Source organism: Streptomyces sp. NPDC057697 (assembly GCF_042799335.1).
Classification (GTDB): Bacteria; Actinomycetota; Actinomycetes; order Streptomycetales; family Streptomycetaceae; genus Streptomyces.
Map to the genome: position 1 here is coordinate 147,635 of NZ_JBHVJA010000013.1, position 17,888 is coordinate 165,522.

Annotated in this window: 15 protein-coding genes and 2 pseudogenes; 8 read left to right on the forward strand and 9 right to left on the reverse strand. The window is 72.2% G+C overall.

What is annotated here, in order from left to right; translation table 11 throughout:
- The first annotated feature begins 122 nt into the window (after positions 1-122).
- The gene (locus ACFVFH_RS28925; protein ID WP_383773920.1) at positions 123-1,610 is read left to right on the forward strand and encodes an alpha/beta hydrolase; all 1,488 of its coding nucleotides are present in this window, start codon (positions 123-125) and stop codon (positions 1,608-1,610) included.
- Positions 1,611-1,694: 84 nt separating this feature from the next.
- Here the strand turns inward: ACFVFH_RS28925 and ACFVFH_RS28930 are convergent, their stop codons facing one another.
- The 4 genes from ACFVFH_RS28930 to ACFVFH_RS28945 form a co-directional block, all read right to left on the reverse strand.
- On the reverse strand, positions 1,695-2,924 hold the full coding sequence (locus ACFVFH_RS28930; protein ID WP_383773922.1) for a PQQ-binding-like beta-propeller repeat protein: 1,230 nt from the start codon (positions 2,922-2,924) through the stop codon (positions 1,695-1,697).
- 271 nt (positions 2,925-3,195) lie between these two features.
- Positions 3,196-3,843 carry a LuxR C-terminal-related transcriptional regulator gene (locus ACFVFH_RS28935; protein ID WP_383773924.1) on the reverse strand — a complete coding sequence of 216 codons (648 nt, stop codon included), beginning with the start codon at positions 3,841-3,843 and terminating at the stop codon, positions 3,196-3,198.
- Positions 3,828-5,087 (reverse strand): sensor histidine kinase, encoded by a 1,260-nt coding sequence (locus ACFVFH_RS28940; RefSeq protein ID WP_383773926.1) that lies wholly within the window; start codon positions 5,085-5,087, stop codon positions 3,828-3,830. The genes ACFVFH_RS28935 and ACFVFH_RS28940 overlap by 16 nt, the downstream gene beginning before the upstream one ends.
- A gap of 460 nt (positions 5,088-5,547) precedes the next feature.
- Complete coding sequence (locus ACFVFH_RS28945; protein WP_383773928.1) at positions 5,548-6,135, reverse strand: cupin domain-containing protein; 588 nt, start codon at positions 6,133-6,135, stop codon at positions 5,548-5,550.
- A 79-nt stretch (positions 6,136-6,214) separates the two neighbouring features.
- Between ACFVFH_RS28945 and ACFVFH_RS28950 the strand changes: the two are divergent.
- From ACFVFH_RS28950 to ACFVFH_RS28960, 3 genes and pseudogenes are all read left to right on the forward strand, one after another.
- Positions 6,215-6,558: pseudogene (locus ACFVFH_RS28950) on the forward strand (LysR family transcriptional regulator); the annotation flags it as partial.
- Positions 6,559-6,695: 137 nt separating this feature from the next.
- A complete protein-coding gene (locus ACFVFH_RS28955; RefSeq protein ID WP_383773930.1) occupies positions 6,696-7,235 on the forward strand; it encodes a GNAT family N-acetyltransferase in 540 nt (179 codons plus the stop codon).
- 364 nt (positions 7,236-7,599) lie between these two features.
- Positions 7,600-7,828 (forward strand): annotated as a pseudogene (locus ACFVFH_RS28960) (LysR family transcriptional regulator); the annotation flags it as partial.
- A 37-nt stretch (positions 7,829-7,865) separates the two neighbouring features.
- Here the strand turns inward: ACFVFH_RS28960 and ACFVFH_RS28965 are convergent.
- Positions 7,866-8,456 carry a cysteine hydrolase family protein gene (locus tag ACFVFH_RS28965; protein ID WP_383773932.1) on the reverse strand — a complete coding sequence of 197 codons (591 nt, stop codon included), beginning with the start codon at positions 8,454-8,456 and terminating at the stop codon, positions 7,866-7,868.
- A gap of 160 nt (positions 8,457-8,616) precedes the next feature.
- On the opposite strand from ACFVFH_RS28965, the gene ACFVFH_RS28970 reads away from it, so the two are divergent.
- Complete coding sequence (locus ACFVFH_RS28970; protein WP_383773934.1) at positions 8,617-9,669, forward strand: GlxA family transcriptional regulator; 1,053 nt, start codon at positions 8,617-8,619, stop codon at positions 9,667-9,669.
- A gap of 127 nt (positions 9,670-9,796) precedes the next feature.
- Here the strand turns inward: ACFVFH_RS28970 and ACFVFH_RS28975 are convergent, their stop codons facing one another.
- Positions 9,797-10,906, reverse strand: a complete 1,110-nt coding sequence (locus ACFVFH_RS28975) for an FAD-dependent monooxygenase (protein ID WP_383773936.1) — start codon at positions 10,904-10,906, stop codon at positions 9,797-9,799.
- 157 nt (positions 10,907-11,063) lie between these two features.
- On the opposite strand from ACFVFH_RS28975, the gene ACFVFH_RS28980 reads away from it, so the two are divergent.
- The 3 genes from ACFVFH_RS28980 to ACFVFH_RS28990 all read left to right on the forward strand — a co-directional run bounded on the left by ACFVFH_RS28980 (position 11,064) and on the right by ACFVFH_RS28990 (position 15,086).
- Entirely contained in the window at positions 11,064-12,071 is a 1,008-nt protein-coding gene (locus ACFVFH_RS28980) for a GntR family transcriptional regulator (protein WP_383773938.1), read from the forward strand.
- Positions 12,072-12,232: 161 nt separating this feature from the next.
- Complete coding sequence (locus ACFVFH_RS28985; RefSeq protein WP_383773940.1) at positions 12,233-13,813, forward strand: PH domain-containing protein; 1,581 nt, start codon at positions 12,233-12,235, stop codon at positions 13,811-13,813.
- A gap of 508 nt (positions 13,814-14,321) precedes the next feature.
- A complete protein-coding gene (locus ACFVFH_RS28990) occupies positions 14,322-15,086 on the forward strand; it encodes an SAM-dependent methyltransferase (protein WP_383773942.1) in 765 nt (254 codons plus the stop codon).
- 56 nt (positions 15,087-15,142) lie between these two features.
- On the opposite strand, the gene ACFVFH_RS28995 is transcribed toward ACFVFH_RS28990, so the two are convergent.
- Genes ACFVFH_RS28995 through ACFVFH_RS29005 form a run of 3 tightly spaced genes read right to left on the reverse strand, consistent with a single transcriptional unit; the run spans position 15,143 to position 17,660 of the window.
- Positions 15,143-15,712, reverse strand: coding sequence for a transcriptional regulator (locus ACFVFH_RS28995; protein ID WP_383773944.1), 570 nt, complete (start codon positions 15,710-15,712; stop codon positions 15,143-15,145).
- Positions 15,713-17,275: a helix-turn-helix domain-containing protein gene (locus ACFVFH_RS29000; RefSeq protein WP_383773946.1), complete on the reverse strand. Its 1,563-nt coding sequence runs from the start codon at positions 17,273-17,275 to the stop codon at positions 15,713-15,715.
- 52 nt (positions 17,276-17,327) lie between these two features.
- Positions 17,328-17,660, reverse strand: a complete 333-nt coding sequence (locus ACFVFH_RS29005; RefSeq protein ID WP_383773948.1) for a hypothetical protein — start codon at positions 17,658-17,660, stop codon at positions 17,328-17,330.
- Positions 17,661-17,888: the final 228 nt, after the last annotated feature.

A 17,888-nucleotide genomic window follows, 5' to 3' on the forward strand; every position in this document is an offset into this window, starting at 1 on the left:
CGGCCGGGCCGCCGGACTCCCGTGCGCGCAAGGGCAGACGAACCGAACACCTCTCTCCAGCAAGAACGGGCGACACCGTGCGAAAAAGATCCATAGCGACCCTTCTGACCACCGGTACCGCGGTGACTCTCCTGTCGGCGCTCACACCCGTGCCGGCCTTCTCCGCGTCCCCGGCCCCCGGGGCCGGGGACCCGCTGCGGCAGTACACCCAGCAGAGCCTCCGATGGCAGCGCTGCGACGCCGAGAGCCCGGCCGGCTTCCAGTGCGCGACGCTCAAGGTGCCGCTGGACTACAGCGATCCCGGTGGCAGGAAGATCGACATCGCGGTGTCCCGGCTGAGGGCGAGCAGCCCGGAGAAGCGGCGCGGGGTGCTGCTGCTCAACCCCGGCGGCCCCGGCGGGCCGGGCCTGGGCCTGCCCGTGGACCCGAATCTGTCCCTTCCCCGGGAAGTGAAGGGACGCTACGACCTCATCGGGTTCGACCCGAGGGGCATCGGGCAGAGCTCTCCCGCCGGCTGCGGTCTGACCGACGACGAGCAGAACGACGAACGCCCGTACAAGGCCGCGACCTTCGCGAAGGACGTGGCGTGGGCACGTACGGTGGCCGACAAGTGCCGGGCCACGATGGGTGACACGCTGCGGCATCTCACCACCCGCAACACCGCCCGCGACATGGACGTCATCCGTGCCGTGCTGGGCGAGCGGAAGATCTCGTACCTGGGGTACTCCTACGGCACCTACCTCGGCGCCGTCTACACCCAGATGTTCCCCCGGCGGGCCGACCGGTTCGTGCTGGACAGCGCGACCGACCCCGCGTGGGTCTGGCGGGGCATGTTCCAGGGGATGGCGGAGGGGGCCGAGCACACCTTCACACGCTGGACCGAATGGACCGCCCGACGCCACACGACGTACCACCTGGGCGCCACCCCGGCCGAGGTCCGCGAGACCTTCTGGAAGCTGGTCGCCCGAGCCGACCGCGATCCCGTCGACTCCGGCGGGAGCAGCCTGAGCGGTGCCGGCATCCGCTCCGAGCTGCGCGGCATGTTCCCGCACGCCCGGAGCGCCGCCGAACGGGTCGCCGAGCTGAAGAAGGCGGCCGAGGGCGGGAAGCCGGCCCCGGCCGTCACGACCGAGGCGGCCCCGGATCCCGGCGCGTCGGCGTCCGCCCATGACGTCCCGCCGGACAACAACGCCGCGAGCGCCTGGGCCGTCCTGTGCGCCGACTCCCGTACCTGGCCACGGGACCCCGAGCAGTACCGCCGCGACGCGATCCGCGACAAGGCCCGCTATCCGCTGTACGGCGATTTCGCGTCCACCATCAAGCCGTGTGCCTTCTGGAAGCAGGGCAGCGAGCCCACGACGACGGTGAACAACAAGGCCGACGTGCTGATCCTCCAGAACCAGTGGGACCCCCAGACGCCCCTGACCGGCGCGCGGGGCATGCACCGGGCGCTGCACGGCTCCCGGATGGTCACCGTCGCCGGGGGCGAGGGGCACGGTGTCTACGGCCTCGACGGATCCTGTGCGGACAAGAGCGCCACGGCGTATCTGACCACGGGCAGGCTCCCGGCCGAGGACCTGACCTGCCGGACGCCGTCCGGCCGGAAGTAGGAAGCCCCGGCTGCCCCTCACCGTCCCGCGCGGGACGGTGAGGGGCAGCCGTACGAGTACCGTCCGTACGGCCGGGTGTCCGGATCACACGGCGGGCAGCGCGTAGAGCCGCTTCCCGTGCATCACGGCCAGCCGGTCGGCCGCCGCCACCACGTACCACTGCTGGATGTCGCCGCTCTTGTCGTTGTAGGTCCAGCGCAGCTTCCCGGTCGCCGCGTCGAAGGCGTGTACGCCGCCGTCCTCGTCGAACTCGGTCGCGCCGTACACGGTGCCGTTCACCTTGGCGAACTGCCATGCCTGCGTCGCCGAGTCCAGCAGTTCCTCGTTGTGCCAGATCCGCTTGCCCGTACGGGGGTCCACGGCCCACATGCCGCGCACGCTGTCGGAGGCGTAGAGCACCCCGTCCAGGACCTGCGGGTCGTTGAACGAGCTGAACTCCTCCGTCCTGAGCGACCAGCGGTCCTTGCCCCCGGCCAGGTCGAACGCGCGCAGCCGCCGTCCGTCCGCCACGATCACCAGGCCCTCGTGGACGGCGAAGCGCCGGTCGTTGGACCGGCTGATCTTCTTCGTCCACACCTGTCGGCCGGTCGCCGTGTCGCGGCAGGTCACGTTCTCCCGGTAGTCCGTGTAGACCAGGCGTCCGCCGACCGCCGCGGCGGTGATGCCGAACTCCTCGGTGCCCGCGTCGCGTTGTTCCCGCCAGACGATCCTGCCGGAGGTGGTGTCGATGGCGGCGATCACATTGTTCGGGGTCGTGAAGTCCTTCTCCAGGATGCCCGCGACGACGTACACATGGCGGTCGTCGGCCGCGATCGGGCGCGGCTGCTCGAACTTCTTGCCCAGCCGGCTGCGCCAGGTCTCCTTGCCAGTGGCCGGATCCAGACCCACCACGTCACCGTCGTACTCGGCACTGGCGAGATAGAGCGTGCCGCCGCCGACGATGAGCTTGGCGCCCGGGGTGGTGACGCCGCGTCGCGACCACTTCTCCTTGCCGGTGGCCATGTCGCGTCCCACCAGCGGGTCGCCCGAGACCAGGGCCACTCCCCCGATCACCGCGAGCGCGTCGATGCCGGCCAGACCGGTGTTCGCGGCGTCCGCCTGCCACAGCGGCTCGGGCGCGGTGCCCGGCGGCGGGGTGGTGAAACCGCCGCCCTTCCCGTTCCCGCCGGGCTTCGCGTTGCCGCCGGGCGCGGCCGGGTCCTCCCCGGGGCCGCATCCCACGGCCCCGGCCCCGACCACGGCGACCCCCAGTCCGGCCGTGGCCAGCCTGAGTATCCGCCTGCGCGAGACCATGTGCGCGTCACGACCGCCCATGTTCGTTCCCTCTTCCGTCCGACTGTTGCGACGTCCCCCAGGGACACCTTGAGCGCCGTCAGGCTAGCCATCGGTTTTCGGCCGAACGCCGGATGGCACACAGTCGGGACACGGCCGTGAAGCTCCTGTCACAGGGCAACCGTCGGGAGCCGCCCGGCCCCGGTGGCGGCGCGGCCGGCGCCGCGCGACGGTCACCGGCGGTGGGAGCACCGGGCACACCTCGCATGACGCACCGTCAGCAAGGCTGTTTCCAGGGCCGGTTCCAGCAGGTTCAGGGCCGGTTCAGATAGGTGAGGACGGCGAGTACGCGGCGGTTGTTGTCGTCGTCATCGGTGATGCCCAGTTTGCCGAACATCGAGGTGGTGTACTTGCTGATGGCGCTCTCGCTGAGGAAGAGCCGCCGCCCGATGGCCTGGTTGGACATTCCCTCGGCCATGAGGCCGAGCACCGAGTGTTCGCGTGCGGTGAGCTTTTCCAGCCGCCGGTTCGAGGTGCCGCTGGACAGCAGTCCGGCGATGACGGCCGGGTCCATGGCGGTCCCGCCGCCCGCGACGCGTTCCAGGGCGTCGATGAACTGGTCGGCGTCGAAGACGCTCTCCTTGAGGAAGTAGCCGATGCCACCGGAGCCGTCCGCCAGCAGTTCGCGGGCGTAGAGCTGTTCGACGTACTGGGAGAGGATCAGGACCGGCAGTCCGGGGAGTTCGGCGCGGGCGGCCAGGGCCGCCCGCAGCCCCTCGTCCGACTGGGTCGGTGGCATACGGACGTCGACGACGGCCGCGTCCGGCCGCCACTCCAGCAGGGCGGCGAGCGTCTCGGGCCCGGTGGTCGCCGTGGCCACCACCTGGTGTCCGTACGCCTCGATGAGGCGGACCATCCCGTCGCGCAGGAGGTAGAGGTCTTCGGCTACAACGATTCGCATGGCACCACTATCCTCGCGCGGGTCGGGCCGCCCACAGGGCTGGTGATCTCCAGGGTGCCGTCGAAGGCCGCGAGGCGGCGGCGCAGCCCCGCGAGTCCGCCGTCGGCGCCGATCCCGGCCCCGCCCCGGCCGTCGTCCTCGACGTCGGCCACGAGGCCGGTGCCGTCCCGGGTCAGGGTGATCCGCGCCCGGGTCGCGCCGGCGTGCTTGACCGCGTTGGTCATCAGCTCGACGATCCCGAAGTAGACGGCGGATTCGAGCGGCGGGTCCAGGCGTGGCTGGGGTTCGGCGGTGACGGCCGCTTCGAGCGGGCTGTCCAGGGCGAAGGCGCGAACGGCTTCGACGAGCCCCCGGTCGTTCAGGACCGGGGGGTTGATTCCCCGGACCAGGTCGCGGAGTTCGGCCAGCGAGGTGGCGGCACCGGCCCGTGCCTCCCGCATCAGCGCCTTGGCCCGCTCGGGGTCGGTCTCCATCAGCTTCTCCGCCGTCGCCAGGGAGAGGCCGAGCACGACCAGGCGGGCCTGTGCCCCATCGTGGAGGTCCCGCTCGATCCGGCGGATCTCGGCGGCCTGCGCGATCGTCGTGTCCGCGCGCTGCGCCGTCAGCTCCGCCACCCGCTCCGCCAGCGCCATCGCGGGCGACGCACGCAGGAAGCGGACGGCCACCGGCTCGACGGCCCGCCAGGCGTACGGGGCTCCGCCCACGGCCACGGCCAGGCCGAGCGCCCCGGCGGCGCGTGCGGCGGGCCCCGGCCCGCCGAGTCCGAGGGCGGCCACGGCCAGGCCGGCCGGCGGCAGGGACGCGACCAGGCCCGCGGTGAACGGGACGATGACCGTGAACCTCAGATCGCGCCAGTTGGCGGGGTCCGTCCACCGGATCCGCCATCTCTGGTCCATGAGCGCGTCGCGGCGGGTGCGTTCGTAGCCGAAGCCGTTCCACCAGTACCCGGTGGACATCCGGGTCACCGGACCGGCCACCCGGTATCCGGCGGGGACGACGGTGGCGGTCCATCGCGCGACGAGGAAGCGGACCGCCCGGCAGACCGGCCGGGACAGGCCGAGCGTGCCCAGGCACACCAGCACGAACGGCGCCACCCAGGACCACGGGTTGGCCGCACCCCACCGGATCCCGAGCGCCACCGCGGCGGCCCACACGGCCGGGACCAGCATGGTGACGACCACCACGGCACAGGCCCGTACGAATCCCACGCAGGCGCCCGCCACCCACGACACCAGCTGTCGCATGATCGTTCCTCCCCGCTTCATGGCCTCGGCCGCGGCGCGTGCGACCCCGCACCACGCGCGCCGATCCGGCCCGTTCCGCTCACTCTGCACCAGCCGGGACCCCGTCCCGGACGGATCGGCGCCGGAGTGGGTCTGGCCCCACCCACCCGTACGGCCAGGCCCCCGATGTCCCGGCCGCAGGCCGGACGGAGCCGCCGCTCCGCTCCGTCCGGATCACCGTACGGTCATCCGGCCACCGCGCCCCGGGGTCTGTCGACGCGTTTCAGGGCGTCGGCCCGGTAGTCGCGGGGGAGGTGGCGGGGGTGCGCGCATCGTCGAGAAGGGCTGCACGCGACGCACACGGCCGCGGTCCGATGACGCATGGGCTCCCTCACGAGTTCGCACGGGGGACCGGGCCGTCCGCACTCCCACCGGGAGGGCGGACGGTCCTTCGTGGCGCCGGGGCGGCCGGGCGGCGTCGTCAGTCCCGTTCCGGGGCGAAGTCGGTGGCGGGCTCGGTGGCGTATCGGCTCATCACCTCGATGCTCTCCCCGGGGGTCGGCGCCCGGCCACCGGCGAACATCTCCTCCAGGTCGCGGAAGTACTGCACGTACAGATCGGGCGTGAAGGTGCTCAGCATGACGGCCGGCCGGTCGGTCGTGTTGGCGAAGGTGTGCGGGGCTCCGGGAGGAACCATCACGAGCGTGCCCGCGGTCGCGTCGTAGTCCTTGTCGCCGACCGTGAACCGCACCGTCCCGGAGATGACGTAGAAGCCCTCGTCGTGCTGGGCGTGGCGGTGCTGGGGCGGTCCGGGCGTGTGCGGCGCGAGTACGGACTCCGCGAGGCCGAGCCGGTGCCCGGTGTTGCTGCCGTCCTCCAGGACACGCATGCGTGTGGTGCCCAGAAGGATGATCTCGCCGTCGCCCGGACCGACCACCGATACGGCGGGGCCGTTCACCGGCTCACGGGTCGGGGGTCCTCCGGTACCGGTACCGGGCGCTCCGGCCTCCGGTCCGCTGGTGCTGGTTTCGCCGGTCCTGGATTCACCGGTCGTCGATTCGTCGGTCATGCGTCGATTCCACTGCCTGGGCAGCCCGAAGTCCAAGACCCGTTCCGTGCTGCCGATACCGTACGGATATCGTCGCAGCATGGAGCTACGCACCCTGTGCTACTTCGTCGCGGTCGCCGAGGAGCTCCACTTCGGCCGGGCCGCCGCCCGGCTGTGATGAGCCGGCAGCCGCTGAGCCGGGCGATCGAGCGGCTGGAGACCGAGCTCGGTGCCGCGCTGTTCGACCGGTCGCCCGCCGGTGTCGCGCTGACGGCGGCGGGGGCGGTGCTGCTCGACGAGGCGCGCGCCCTGCTCGACCGGGCCGACCGGGTACGCGTACGCGTGGCCGCGACGGCCGGGGCCGCGACCCTCACCGTCGGGTTCCCGGGCGACGGCACCGACCCCGACGCGTCCCGGCCGGCCGACGCCCTCCGGCAGTCGTACTGGAAAACCAGCGGGTTCGCAGAATCTGAAAGCTGCCTGAGGCCGAACCCGCTGCTGGTCGGTGTGTTTGGGCGGGTGGGATCGGCGAGTCGGTGACGCTCTTGATCGCTGCCGAGCCTGCTGATTGGGTGGCCGGCATGATTGATCTCGGATCCGTCGTCTGGCCACCTGCCCCGATCAAGACCGGGAGGCTCGTGCTCCGTGAGCCCGAGCCCCGTGACCGTCCGGCGTTCATCGAGCTGCTGGCGTCGCCAGAGGTGCACACCTACCTCGGCGGCCCCCGCCCTCGTGACGAGCTCGAACGTGAGATACCCGAGGTTCCCGAGCGGTGGCCCGGGAGTTTCGTCGTTGATCTCGACGGGTCGATGATCGGCCAGATCCTGCTCAGGAGAGCAACAGGGCACTGTCGCCCGGCTGCCGAGGGGAAGGCCGATCTCGGCTATCTGTTCCTGCCACGGGCGTGGGGATTCGGGTATGCCGCCGAGGCGTGCGCGGCGGCACTCGGCTGGTTCGACGGCGTCCTTCCCGGCGAGCCGGTGGTTCTCACCACCCAGAGCGCCAACGTCGGCTCGATGCGCCTCGCGGCGAAGCTGGGGTTCACCGAGGTCGAGCGGTTCGAGGCCTGGGACGCCGAGCAGTGGCTCGGCCTGCGGCCCCCGGTCACGTCCTCCGATTGAGCTCGTGCTCGACGGCACTGCGAGGGCGGAGCCCGGCGCGCTGGCGAAGTTCATGAACAGCGCACCAGGCGACGGGCGGTCGGTGTGCGGTGCAGTGCAGTGCGGTGCGAGGACTGACGATCAGGTAGGGGTTGGTGCTCAGCGGCCACCTGCGGTGACGTTCGGTCATCCAGTCCTTGACGAGTCGCGGAGCGAACTCGTCACGGCAGATCTCGTGATCGAGCCGGGTTCGGCCGGCGGATTCGTAGTCGTCCTGTGGACCAGGCACGGCACGAAGGAACCCGTGTGAACTCAAACTGCCGTCTGCCGGGCGTCGCACGGCCCGGCCTCCGGCCAAGACGACCGCAGGTTGAAGACAGGGCCTAGCGGCGGCGAGCCCCGTGAGGGCCGGTGGTGCGTGCCGTCCAGGAGTGCCGGCAGGCCGTTCTCTGGAACGGCACGGCCGGCATGACCCTCCTGGAACACGAGCCGGTGGCGGGGCTCACCGTGGTCCCGCTGATCGGCATGGAGCCGAGCCGGGTGGTCGCGGCGTGGAGAAGGGCGACAGGAATCTGCTGATCCGCTCGTTCGTCCGGTCCGCGATCACCGCCTACGGCTCCTGGGCCCGCACCGCCCGGGGCGGAGCGCTCCTCAGACCAGGGACTTCCCCGACTCGACGACCACCCCGTACAGGTCGGTGATGGTGGCGAGCGCGCTGCGGTGGATCTGGTCGGCCGTCAGTTCTCTGCCCAGCGACCGCAGGGGACGCGTCGCGCAGGCGTCGGCGACCACCGTGGGACGGTTGCCGCGCAGGAACGCGCCCTGCGCGGTGAACGCCACGCACATGTGCGTCATGAACCCCGCGACGATGACGTTCTCGTTCCCGGCGGCATCGACGTGCTCGCCCAGGTCGGTGTCGACGAACGCGTTCGGGGCCTTCTTGACGACGACGGGCTCGCCCTCGGCCGGCGCCACGCTCGGGTGGATCCGGCCGATCTCCGCCCGGATGTCGTACGGGGTGCCTTCGCCGCCGTCGTTGACGACATGGATGACCTTCGTGCCCGCCTCCCGGGCCCTGCCCAGCAGTGCGGCGGCGGAGTCCAGCGCGGCCTGCCAGCCCTCCAGTTCCATCACGCCGCCGACGTAGGTGTTCTGGTAGTCGACCAGGATCAGGGTCGAATCGGCGAGCGACGCGGGCGTCTCGTCGAATCCGTTGAGCGCGCGCAGGGTGGTCGTGGCCATGGGAGTACCGCCTCAGGTGTGGTGCTGGAGTGGATGACGGGCGCCGGATGCCGGGCGCCGGACGCCATGAACGCTACGGTCGGCCGAGCATGTCGGCAATGCCGTCTAACATGCAGATACCGACATCGCCCCACCGTTGCCGACCGGACGGAGACCACCCATGAGCAGCGTCGAACGGCTCGTCGTCATCGTCCTCTTCGACGGCGTCGACCTGCTCGATGTCACCGGACCGCCGGAGGTCTTCGCGCTCCTGCGACGCGAGACGGACGACGCGGACGGCTACACCGTCGTCCTCGCCGCCGAGACCATGGACCCCGTCACCACCTCCGCCGGTGTGCGCATCCTCCCCGACGCCACCTTCGACGACGTGTCCACGCGGAGCATCGACACCCTGCTGGTGCCCGGCTCGGTCGAGGTCGACGGCGACCGCCGCGTCCATGCCCTCACCGACCCCGCCGTGGTCGGCCGGGTGAGGACGCTCGCGGCCAGGACCCGCAGGGTCACCTCCGTCTGCGTCGGGGCACACATCCTCGCCGCCGCCGGGCTGCTGGACGGCAGGCGCGCCACCACCCACTGGTCGACGGCGCAGCAGCTCGCCGCCGACCACCCCGCCGTCGAGGTCGACGCCGACCCGATCTTCATCCGCGAGGGCGATGTGTGGACCGGCGCGGGGATCAGTGCCTGTCTCGATCTGTCGCTCGCCCTCGTCGCGGACGACTTCGGCGAGACCGTCGCGCTGCGCGTCGCCCGGCAGCTCGTGATGTACCTGAAGCGGCCGAGCGGACAGAGCCAGTTCAGCGTGCCGCTGGAACCCGTCTCCACGACACGGCGCATCGAGGACCTGCGCCACCACATCATGGACGCCATCGGCGAACGGCTCACCGTCGCGGACCTCGCCGCGTACGCGCACGTCGGCGAGCGGCAGCTCACCCGGATCTTCAAGGCCGAACTGGGCATGACCCCCAGTGCCTACGTCGAGTCGGTCCGCGTCGAAAGGGCCCGCGGCCAGCTGGAATCCACCGATGCCACGCTCGAACGCATCGCGTCCGCCTGCGGGTTCGGCACGACCGACACCCTCGTGCGGGCGTTCCGCCGACAGCTCGACACCACACCCACCGAGTACCGGCTCCGCTTCCGGTCCGGCTCCGGAGCCCAGGGCCTTCCGTCCGGATCGGGCCGGAGGAACCGGAGCGCCCCGCCCCGTACGGGCTGAGGCGCGTGGCGCACCCCGGGCGCCGTCGCTCCGCTCCCAACGGCGAGGACCCGACGAGCGGTTCGCCCCGCCTACCCGCCCCGCCTACCCGCCCCGCCTTTCCGCCCCGCACGCGGGGCCCCACGGATCAGTCGTCCAGTGAAAGCGCGTTCTTGGCGCGGGCCATCGACGCCTCGCCGGCGGGCCCCCCGGGGTTGTCGTCGACCAGGCCCTGGTTGAGCGTGACGAAGGGGCGCATCCGGCGTTCGTAACGGGAGAACGCGGCGCGGTGGTCGCCGGGCGTCCGGGCGAGGCAGTCGGCCAGCACATGGGCGCCGACGAGCGCCAGGCTGGTGCCCTGCCCGGTGAGCGGGGAGGGGCAGTAGCCGGCGTCCCCGACCAGGGCCACCCTGCCGTGGGACCAGCGGTCCATCCGGATCTGGGCCATGGCGTCGCAGTAGAAGTCGGGCGCCTTCGCGGCTGCCTCGGCCAGACGGGCCCCCTCCCAGCGCAGGGATGCCAGCTTGCCGACGACGAGCTGCCGCAGGGTGGCTTGGTCGCGCAGTTCGCTGGGGAGCGGACCGGACTCGAAACCGAAGGCGATCCTGAGCTCCGTGCTGTCGCGTACGGACATGATGCCGAAGCCCGCCTCGCCGTCCCGCAGCCACACCTGCCAGTCGTCGAGCCCCAGGAAGTTGTCCGCGCTGAACACCGAGAGGTAGCTGCCCAGGTGACGGGCGTAACGCTCCTCGGGGCCGAACACCAGACGCCGTACGGCCGAGTGCAGCCCGTCGGCGCCGATCACCAGGTCGAAGGTGCGGGACGCCCCGTGGACGAAGTCGGCACGCACACCGTCACCGTCCTCCTGGAGCGCGGTGATGCTGTCGCCGAAGAGGTACTCGGCATCCTCGCGCGTGTGCTCATGCACCATCCGCACCAGGTCTTCGCGGAGCAGTTCGATGTCGTCGCTGTCGAGCCGGCCGCTGCTGAGGACCGACTCGGTGGAGCGGTCGATCTCGTGCCCCTCGGGGTCGAGGACCGACATGCCGCGCATCCGGGTACGCACCTCCCGCGCCTGTTCCATCAGGCCCATCCGCCCGATGACATCGAGAGCGACGCCGCGTATGTCCACGGCCTGCCCTCCGGGGCGCGGACCCGGGGCGCGTTCGACGACGGTGGGCGCGAAGCCGTGGTGGTGCAGCCAGTGGGCGAGCACGGTCCCGGCGATTCCGCCGCCGGAGATGAGAACGGTCTGCATGGGAACTCCTTCGATAGGCTGTACCGAACTGAACGTACGACGTACGCGCACCCCCTTCAACCGACCGAACACACCACCTGTACTAGGGCAGTTGGGCTCCCGACGGCATTCCCGCCGCTCCTCTCCGCACTAGTACAGAACAGAAAGGCCGCAGGACGTGACGAAGCCCACAGCCGCATCCGCCGAGCCGCCCTATCTGCGCATCGCCGCCGCGATCCGCCGCCGCATCGCCGATGGCCGGCTCGTGGCCGGGGACCGGGTTCCCTCGACCCGTCAGATCGCCCGGGAGTGGGGCGTCGCGCTCGCCACCGCCACCAAGGCCCTGACCACGCTGCGCCTGGAGGGGCTCGTCGAGACCCGGCCCCGGGCCGGAACGGTCGTCGCCAGAACCCCTCGGCAGGCCGCCGCGCCCCCGGCCCCTCCCTCCCCCGAGCAGGGACCGGGGCAGGGGCAGGAGGCGGGGCAGGATCAGGAGTTGACCCTCGAACGGATCGTCCGCGCGGGCATGGACATCGCGGACTCCGAAGGGCTGTCGGCCCTCTCCATGCGCGGCGTCGCGGCCCGTCTCGGAGTGGCCGCCATGTCGCTCTACCGGTACGTCACCGGCAAGGACGACCTCGTCCTGCTCATGGCCGACGCGGCGTACGGCGAGGAGTCCTATCCCGCCGACGCGCCCGAGGGCTGGCGACCCCGGGTCGAGCTGGGGGCCCGGACCCTCTGGTCCCTGTACTGCAAGCACCCGTGGCTGGCCCAACTCGGTCCCATCTCACGCCCGTTGCCGCTGCCGAACCTCATGGTCCACGGCGAATGGGTACTGAGCGCCCTCGAAGGCCATGGCCTCGACCCCATCAGGCTGTTCGACATCCACATACTGATCTACAGCCACTCCCACGGCCTGGCGGTGCACCTGGAGCGGGAGGCACAGGCCGAGGCGGCCACGGGCCAGTCGGACGAGGAGTGGATCGACAGCCGGGCCCCCGCCCTCCGGCAGCTGGTGGAGTCCGGCCGCTTTCCCGCCTTCACCCGCATCGTCGGAGCCCTCGGCGACGGCTACGACCTGCGTCTCGACGCCCTGTTCGAGTTCGGTCTCACGGCGCTCCTGGACGGTCTGACACCCATCGTCGAGGGCCGGGAGACCGCCGACCGGAAGACCACGGGCCTGTGAACCCCTCCCCGGTCCGCCCCGGGCCCCGGCACCGGATCAGCTGGACGTCGTGCCCGAAACGCACTGGGCGGGGAACCGGCGCGAGGTCGGCAGTGTGGCGGCCGGCAGCGTTGCCGGAGAGCGCACAAGAAGGCGCGGCCGCCTGGTGACAGGATTCCGGCATGAGCGATGTCCGGGAAGTGATCTTCCGCCCCCGTAGAAGAGGTGCCTGGTGGTTCATGGCCGGGCTCGGTGGTGCCGGGGCGTTGCTGGCCGTGGTGCGCGGGGCGTACCGGGGCACGTTCCTGGACGTGTGGCTGGGCGTCGGCGTACTGCTCGCCCTGCTGGGCGTCCTGGCGCTCGGCGTGGTCACCACCCGGGTGAGCGCCGACGCGTACGGCGTGCGCAGCCGCACGCCGCTGCGTCGCCTGAGTGTTCCCTGGAGCGATGTTTCCGGGCTGCGGATCCTCCTGAAGTACGAGGACACCCACCGGATACCGGAGGTCCGGCGGGTCGCCCTGGTGCTCCGCGACGGACGTAGGCGGCCCCTGCCCCTGCCGCGCAGTTGGACGCCGGAGGACGGTGCGGAGTTCGAGGCGGAGCTGGCGGCGCTCCGCGCGCTGCACGTCCGCCACGGGAACCCGGATTCGGACCGCGTCCCCGTCATCTCGCACCGCACCGCCGGACGCCCCGTGACCGGGACGTTGGTCGTGTGCGCGCTGTTGCTGGCGGCCTCGGGGGCTGCCGCGTGGGCCGTGCCGGGCTCCACCGCGTACGCGCGGGCATGGCGGTCGGCCGTTCCGTGCGCGGCGGCCGGGGCGGACGCGGGAGCCGGGGCAGGCGCGGCGTCCGGCAGGGGTGCCACGGAGCGCCAGGACTGTCTGACCACCGTGCCCGCCGTGATCGCGAAGGCCGAGGTCCGCAGGCCCAAGCAGTCCAGTTGGCTGTACTTCGCCGAGGGCCGGCCGCTGGAGCGGCTCGCGGTCTCGCGCGAGGGTGCGCAAGAGTTCGGGCCGGGCGACAGGGTCGAGGTGACGTTCTGGCGGGGCCGGGTGATGAAGGTCGCCGGGGCGCACCACGTGTGGCGTGAGCATGTCTCCGCCGCCGGGGAGATGGCCGTTCTCGCGGCCGCTCTGGCCCTGGTCGCGGGCTACCCCGGCGCCCGGGTGCTGCTGCGTCTGCGCGGGCGTCGGCTGCCCGACGACGAGGTGCTCCCGTCGGCGCTTCCGTTCGCGGGCGCGCTCGTCGGTACGGCCCTGTGGCTGCTGCCGTTCTGCTACCGCCACCCCACGGACCCGTTCACCTCTCCGGCAACGGTCGCCTGGGCGGCCGCGGGCACGGTGGCCACGCTGGGGCTGTTCGCCCTGGCCTGGCGGGCCACCCGGGTGCGTACGCCCCGGGCGGTGGCGGAGTCCGCCGGGCGGCGGGGGGAGACGGAGGCGGCAGAAGAGGTGTTCGTGGCCGCCCGTTTCCTGGAACAGACCGACTACAACCCGCACTTCTTCGGCACCCACATCGTCCTCGGCGACGGCCCGCCCGCGGTGACTCCGCACTCCGGCCCCGGCCGATACGCGGCGAGACCGATCCCGGTGGAGCGGCTGACCGTCACGGGCGTACGGCGGGTCCGGGGCAGCGACGGCGAGGCCGTCCCCGGCGGCTGGCACATCGCCGAACTCGACGACGCGGGCAGCCCGGTCCGCCTCGCGGCCGCCCCGGCCGACCTGACCCGCATCATCCGCGAGCTGCGCCCGGCGGCGGGGTGAGCCGCGGCCCGGGGCCCACCGCCGGCCGGGGCTGACGAGCGCACGTCAGCGGTACGTCAGCCGGACGTCAGTGGAACGACAGTGGCGGGGCCGAAGCTTGCGGGCAGACCAACTGCCGTACCCGGCAACGTGGTCGAGCCGACCGCGTCGTACGAAATGGCCCCGGGCCCCGCACGCGCAGCAGCGTCGGCACACGGACAGCAGCGCCCCGGTCACTCCCCCGTGCCGGGGCGCTGCGATGTCATGAGCGGTGCGGGGTACGCCGTTTCGGCCTGCGGTGTCGACGCGTGCGCGGGCGACCGGGCATGTCCTGGCTCCTCATGGGCCGTTCGCGGCCTCGGGTCGTGCTCCGAAGGCACGCACGCCGGACAACGGCCGGGGCGTACGCGAAGAGGCGCGGGCGCAGAGCCGTACGCGCAGAGCCGTACGGGGCGCATGGGGCGGTGCGGTGCGCGGCCGGAGCGAAACCCGGTTTCCATGGCGGGGCCCTCGCGTTAGCGTGCGCCGCATGACCGAAGCCGATCTTCCGCCGCGTCTGACCGGGCTCACCTTCCACGGCCCCCTTTCCGAGGCTCGGGCCACCCGCATCGTCGACCGGCTCCGCCGGGCCGCCCCGGCGCGGGTCCTGGACATCGGCTGCGGCTGGGGCGAGCTGATGCTCCGGGTCCTCGACGCGGTGCCGGGGGCGACCGGCACGGGGATCGATCTCAACGCCGAGGACCTCGCCCGGGGGCGCGCGAATGCCGAGGCCCGTGGGCTGACCGGGCGCGTGGAGTTCGTCGAGGGGTCCGCACAGGAGGCGTCGCACCGAAGCGCCGACCTCGTCCTGTGTCTCGGGGCCAGTCACGCCCTCAGCGACGCGGAGCCGCCCGAGCACAGTGCCGCCGCCCTGCGCGCGCTGCGCGGGATGGTCGCGCCCGGAGGGCGGGTCCTGCTCGCCGAGGGCTTCTGGCAGCGCTCCCCCACCTCCGCCGAACTGGCCGCGATGTGGCCGGATGCGCGTGCCGACGAGTTCCATGACCTGGCCGGACTCGTGGACGTCGCGATCTCGGCCGGGTTCCGTCCGCTCCGGATCGAGACGGCCGACGGCGACGAGTGGGAGGACTTCGAGTCCGGCTATCAGGCGGACGCGGAGGAGTGGCTGGCCGCCCATCCGGACCACCCGCTGGCGCGGGAGACGCGCGAGCGCGTCGACCGGCACCGGTCGAGCTGGCTGCGGGGCTACCGCGGAGTGCTCGGCATGGCCTACCTCACGCTGGTCCCGGTGGGCTGACCCGGCCGGACGCGATCGCCCCGGCCTGCTCCCTCCTCGGTGGCCGGGCGGTCGTGCTACGCGGCGAAGCCGATGTTGGTGACGTACTCGTACTGGCCCCACTGCGAGCCGAGGTCGACGATGACGTCCTCCCAGGAGTCGTCCAGGCCCTGCTGGTCGCCGGTCTCCCAGGCCTCGACGATGCGGTCCCAGCGGCGGACGTTCATCGTGCGGTACTCCACCATCCGCTGGAGCGGGCGCGGCACCTGCGACTGGTTCAGCGGATGGATCTCGACGCGGGTGCCCCCGCCCGCGTTCAGGCGGCGCAGCAGATGGCGGGCGACGTTGTGGCGGCGCACCTGGCGGTAGGCGGCGTCGATGCGGGCCAGGTTGGCGTGGGACGGCCGGCGCTTCTCCTCCAGCCACGCCTTCAGCGTGCGGTCGGTCACGGTCAGCCCGGCGTCCCTGGCCGCCCTGCGGCTGTGTTCCGTCCTGGTCAGGTAGTGCAGGCGTGCCATCAGGCCACGCCGTACGGTCACCGGGGTGACGATGCCGCCCGACAGCTCGTCGAGCTTGCGGGCGACGGCGTCGCTGCCCTTGATGCCCCGGGCGCCGAACTTCCCGAAGTCGATGGTCCTCTCGGGCATCTACTCGTCCTCCCCCGCCAGGTCCTCGGTGTCGTCGCTGCCCGCAGTGTAGGTGTCCTTCGTCTTGACCTCGGTCACGCCCCGGCCCTCGGGGAAGACGCGGTGCCAGTCGCCGATGACGTGCAGCTCGTCGGTGCCCATAGCGCGTACGACGGTCAGGCCCTCGTCGTGGGCCTTGAGCGCTTTCATCCAGAGGTTGGCGAACGCCTGGCTGCGGATGATGTGCATCCAGTCCGGGCGGTAGAGCTCCCGGTTGTAGTTGGACTCCCCCATCGTGGAGACGAACTTCGAGTACATCGCCTTCACGTACTCCAGCGTCACCTCGTCGTCCTCGGCGATGGCCGTGTCCCGGGCGTCCTTGAGTGCGACCCGGAACTTCTCCAGCAGGTTCTCCGTCGCACCAGACGTGAAGGACTCGTGGATCTCCGGCGGTGCGCACAGGGCGTGCTTCGGGCCGGAGAGGCGCAGCAGGAGGCGCAGCGTCGGTTCGGTGACCCAGAGCGGGCCGGGCTCGTCGCGGTTGCCGATCGGATTGGGCAGCACCGCCTCGTGTTCCCACGCGGGCGGGGTGATCAGGTGGACACCGGCGCGGCGGCGGTCGTGGGCGAAGCCGGTGGTGTGTTCCAGCTGGCCGAGCGGGAGGTGGGTCTTCAGGGCGGAGAGGTAGGCGCCGTTGATGTCGAGCGCGGTCACCTCGTGGCGGCCCGGCGGCAGTTCGTGGCGGGTCCACTTCGGGCGTGCCTCCCAGATCCGGTCCGCGCCCTTGGCGGTCTGCTTGCGCAGGATGTCCGGGATCCACGGGTGCGCGACGATGTCGTACCGCGCTCCCTTGCGGGTCTCGTCCAGCAGCCGCATCGCGTCCGGGATCGCCCGCTTCAGCAGCGCCGCGAGGGCCGCGTCGACATCGCCCCGGTGCTCGGCGAGCGCCGCCCGGACCGTCCGCCCGATCAGGTCGCCCGGACCGGACCGCTCCTGGAACGCGCGCTTGGCCGGGCTCCGGGCGGGCCGTGGGGTGCCGGGCCCGGTCGGGTGGGCGGGCCGCGTGCCGGTGTCGGTCCCGACAGGGTCGGCGGCGGCAGCGGGAGCGGGTCGGCAGTCGGCCGGGTCCAGGTGCTGGGCGAAGCCCGCCACCCGGTGCTCGGCCGGTGATCCGCACAACACGCACGGCTCGGGGGTGGTGAGGGACTCCACGTCGTCCCCGGTGTCGTACGCCCCGGACACCGGCGGCGGTGTGGAGTCGTCGGCCCCGGCGGGCTCCGCCGGTTCCTCGGGCGCCGTCGATTCGACGGGCTCCTCGGGCGCCGCGTCCTGTTCCGCCCCGCTGCCGAACTTGGCGGCGAGTCCCTCCAGCAGATACGCGTACTTGGTACGGATCTCGTCCGCCGGGTCGCGGCCGTTCTCCCATCCGCCGACCGTGCCGGGGCTCACGCCGAGCGTGCGGGCCACCTGGGCCTTGGAGAGCCTGGCCCGCTCCCTCAGCTCCCGGCGGACGTCCGGCGGCGGAAGCTCGGCCTGCGGGCCGACGGCCGCGAGCAGTGCGTCGATGGCGTCGAAGTCACTCATCGGAGCGCTCCCTTCGCGGCGATGGCGGTGTCATGAGGTGCCATGGGGGCCGTCAGATGTACGAGACGGGGTTGCGGGACAGATGCGGGCTGCTGGTCGGGCGGCCGACGCGCGGGTCGGCACGGAGGAGTTCGCCTTCGAGGGCGTAACGGTCACCGTGCTTGGAGATCCCGATGATCCTCGCGACCGCGAGGACCGTGCCTTCGGTGTTGATGATCTGCACCTCGTCCTGCGACAGGGCCCGGTCGGCGTTGAACTTCCAGATGCCCCGTCCGGCCTCCCACGCCTCGTCCTCGCTCATGCCCCGGCGCCAGCCCAGGGTGGTCCGCATCAGACGGTCGTCCGGGTGTGCCGCGCGCTCGGGGCCGATCTGGATCTGTAGCACCCGTCCGCCCCCTGATGAATACTGTTCAACTTGTTGGAAAGTTACCATGCACGCCGTCTGAGTGGGGCGGGACGGGCGGTGGTGGACGCTTCGGCGCGTCATGAAGGAGCCGGGCCGGGGGGGGGGGCCCGCCGCGGCCGCCCCCGCCGCCCGGCCCCGCCGCCCCCGCCGCCAGCCCACCCACCACCGCCCCGCCCCCCCCCCCCACCCCCCCCCCCACCCCCCACC